At 76.2% G+C, this 2,906-nt stretch carries 3 protein-coding genes and 1 pseudogene; 3 read left to right on the forward strand and 1 reads right to left on the reverse strand.

What is annotated here, in order from left to right; translation table 11 throughout:
- Positions 1-329: pseudogene (locus tag HMPREF0731_RS25705) on the reverse strand (DUF4139 domain-containing protein); the annotation flags it as partial.
- Between the two features lie 255 nt (positions 330-584).
- Here HMPREF0731_RS25705 and modA point away from each other — a divergent pair.
- The 3 genes from modA to modC form a co-directional block, all read left to right on the forward strand.
- A complete protein-coding gene (modA, locus tag HMPREF0731_RS17280; RefSeq protein WP_040613818.1) occupies positions 585-1,364 on the forward strand; it encodes a molybdate ABC transporter substrate-binding protein in 780 nt (259 codons plus the stop codon).
- A 15-nt stretch (positions 1,365-1,379) separates the two neighbouring features.
- Positions 1,380-2,090 (forward strand): molybdate ABC transporter permease subunit, encoded by a 711-nt coding sequence (gene modB / locus HMPREF0731_RS17285; RefSeq protein WP_007005472.1) that lies wholly within the window; start codon positions 1,380-1,382, stop codon positions 2,088-2,090.
- The coding region (modC, locus tag HMPREF0731_RS17290; protein WP_083854554.1) for a molybdenum ABC transporter ATP-binding protein at positions 2,090-2,906 on the forward strand (817 nt) is incomplete at its 3' end. The genes modB and modC, both read left to right, overlap by 1 nt.

The following is a 2,906-nucleotide window of genomic DNA, read 5'->3' on the forward strand; positions in this document are numbered from 1 at the left end:
CGCAGCGCGCCCAGCAGCGCCGCGCGGCTGGCGAAATCGGCCGGCCGCAGCGGCAGGCCGCGGAACGCCTCGCCCGCCAGGTCGGCCGCCGGCAGCCGCACGCTCTCCACCCGCCCGGCCGGGTCGCGCACCACCAGGCTCTTCAGCACGTCGTCCACCGCCTCCAGCGGCACGCGGAACCGCGCGACGCCATCGGCCGGCAGCTCGCCGCGCCGCTCCACCTGCATCAGCCCGCCGGAGGACATCACCACGGCGCTCACCGGCAGCTCCTGCGCCAGGGCGGCAAGCGGCAGGGCGAGCAGGGTCGTCAGCAGAGTCAGGCGGCGCATATCCGGGCTCCGGAACGGGATCGCGCCAGTAACCGGGGCGGGGCGGAGACGGTCAATCCGCCGCCCGGACACGGGTTGGAGAGACAAACGGAAAAAGATCCGGGGGAAGGAATTCCCCCGGACCCCCTTCTTCCTCCTGTCAGGGCCGGGCGCCGCTGGCGCCCGGCAGCGGATGGCAGGCGCCGGGCGCCACCGCCTTGTCGCTGGGGGCGGCCGGGCGCTATAGCCGCTCGGGAACAGCGCACGGTCCCCGCCATGCATCGCCGGGTTTTGCTCGCCGCCGCCCTGCTGCCGCTCCGCGCCCCGGCCGCCCGCGCCCAGGCGGAGGCAGGGCCCACCGTCTTCGCCGCCGCCAGCCTGACGGATGCGATGCGCGCCCTGGCCGAGGCCTGGCGCGCCGGCGGCCATGCGGCGCCGCGCTTCTCCTTCGCCGCCTCCTCGGCGCTGGCGCGGCAGATGGAGCAGGGCGCGGCGGCCGACCTCTTCGCCTCCGCCGACGAGCCCTGGATGGACTACGTGCAGCAGCGCGGCCTGATCGTGGCGGCGACGCGCCGCAGCGTGCTGGCCAACCGGCTGGCGCTGGTGGCCCCCGCCGACAGCCGCCTGGCGCCGCTCGCGATCACCCGGCAGACCGACCTGCTGGCCCTGGCCGGCCAGGGCGGGCGCATCGCCACCGGCGACCCCTCCAACGTGCCGGTCGGCCAGTACGCCCGCGCGGCGCTGGGCTGGATGGGGCAGTGGGAGCGCGTCGCGCCGCGCCTGGCGCGGGCCGACAATGTCCGCTCCGCCCTGCTGCTGGTCGAGCGCGGCGAGGCGCCGCTCGGCATCGTCTACGCCACCGACGCCGCCGCCTCGCGCGGGGTGAGGCTGCTGGGCCACTTCCCGGCCGAGAGCCACCCGCCCGTCACCTACCCCTTCGCCCTCGCCCGCCGCGCCGAAGGCAATGCCCAGGCGCGCGCCTTCCTCGACTTCATCACCGGGGAGCAGGCGGCGCCGGTCTATCGCCGCCTCGGCTTCACCGTGCCGGCGCCCTGAGGCGCGGGGAGCGGCATGGATCCCACCGGCTTCCTCACGCCCGAGGAATGGGAGGCGGTGCGGCTGAGCCTCTCGGTCGCGCTGCGCTCGGTGCTGTTCGGCCTGCCGCCGGCGGTGCTGGCGGCCTGGCTGCTGGCGCGCGGCCGCTTCCCTGGCCGCGCCGTGCTGGACGCGCTGGTGCACCTGCCGCTGGTGCTGCCGCCGGTGGTGGTGGGCTGGCTGCTGCTGGTCACCTTCGGCATCCGCGGCCCGGTGGGCGGGCTTCTGAACGAATGGTTCGGGCTGCGCCTGGTCTTCACCACCGCCGGCGCATCGCTGGCCACCGCGGTGATGTCCTTCCCGCTGATCGTGCGCGCCGTGCGGCTGAGCCTGGAGCAGCTCGACCCCGGGCTGGAGGCGGCGGCGCGCAGCCTGGGCGCCGGGCCGCTCGACCGCTTCGTCACCATCACCCTGCCGCTGATCGCGCCGGGTATTCTTTCCGGTGCCATCACCGCCTTCGCCGCCGGCCTCGGCGAGTTCGGCGCCGTCATCACCTTCGCCTCCAACATTCCGGGCGAGACCCAGACCCTGCCGCTGGCGATCTACAGCGCGACCCAGACCCCGGGCGGCGAGGCGACGGCGGCCAAGCTCGCCGGCATTTCCTTCGCGCTGGCCGTCGCGGGCCTGCTGCTGGCCGAATGGGCCGGGCGCCGGCTGCGCCGGGCGCTGGGGCGGGAGCCGGCGTGATGCTGCAGGTCGCGCTGCGCCACGGCTTCGCCGGGGATGACGGCTTCCGGCTCGATGCCGCCTTCGAGGCCCCGCTGCCCGGCACCACCGTGCTGTTCGGCCCCTCCGGCTGCGGCAAGTCGACGCTGCTGGCCGCCATCGCCGGGCTGCTGCGCCCGCGCGAGGGGCGCATCGCCCTCGGCGGGACGGTGCTGTTCGACAGCGCGGCACGGCGCGACATCCCGGCCGAGCGCCGCCGCTGCGGCCTGGTCTTCCAGGAGGCGCGGCTGTTCCCGCATCTCTCGGTGGAGAGCAATCTCCGCTACGGGATGAGGCGCGCGCCGCGCGGCGCGGCGGGGCCGGGCTTCGGGGAGGTCGTGGAGCTGCTCGGCATCCCGCATCTGCTGGGGCGGCGCCCGGCGGCGCTCTCGGGCGGCGAGAAGCAGCGCGTGGCGCTCGGCCGCGCCCTGCTGAGCCGCCCTGCCCTGCTGCTGATGGACGAGCCGCTGGCCGCGCTCGACGCGCCGCGCAAGGCGGAGCTGCTGCCCTATTTCCAGCGCCTGCGCGAGAATCTGCGCATCCCCATCCTCTACGTCACCCACGCGCTGGACGAGGTGGACCGGCTGGCCGACACGCTGGTGCTGATGCGGGAGGGCCGCGTGCTGGCCTGCGGCACGCCGGAGGCGCTGTCGCTGCGCACCGACCTGGCCCTGCTCGCCGGCCGGCGCGATGCGGGGGTGGTGCTGCCCTGCCGCGTCGGGGAACACGCGCCGGAGCGCGGGCTGACGCGGCTCGCCTTCGCCGGCGGCGAGCTCTGGGTGCCGCTGCTGGCGGAGC

Source organism: Pseudoroseomonas cervicalis ATCC 49957 (assembly GCF_000164635.1).
Classification (GTDB): domain Bacteria; phylum Pseudomonadota; class Alphaproteobacteria; order Acetobacterales; family Acetobacteraceae; genus Pseudoroseomonas; species Pseudoroseomonas cervicalis.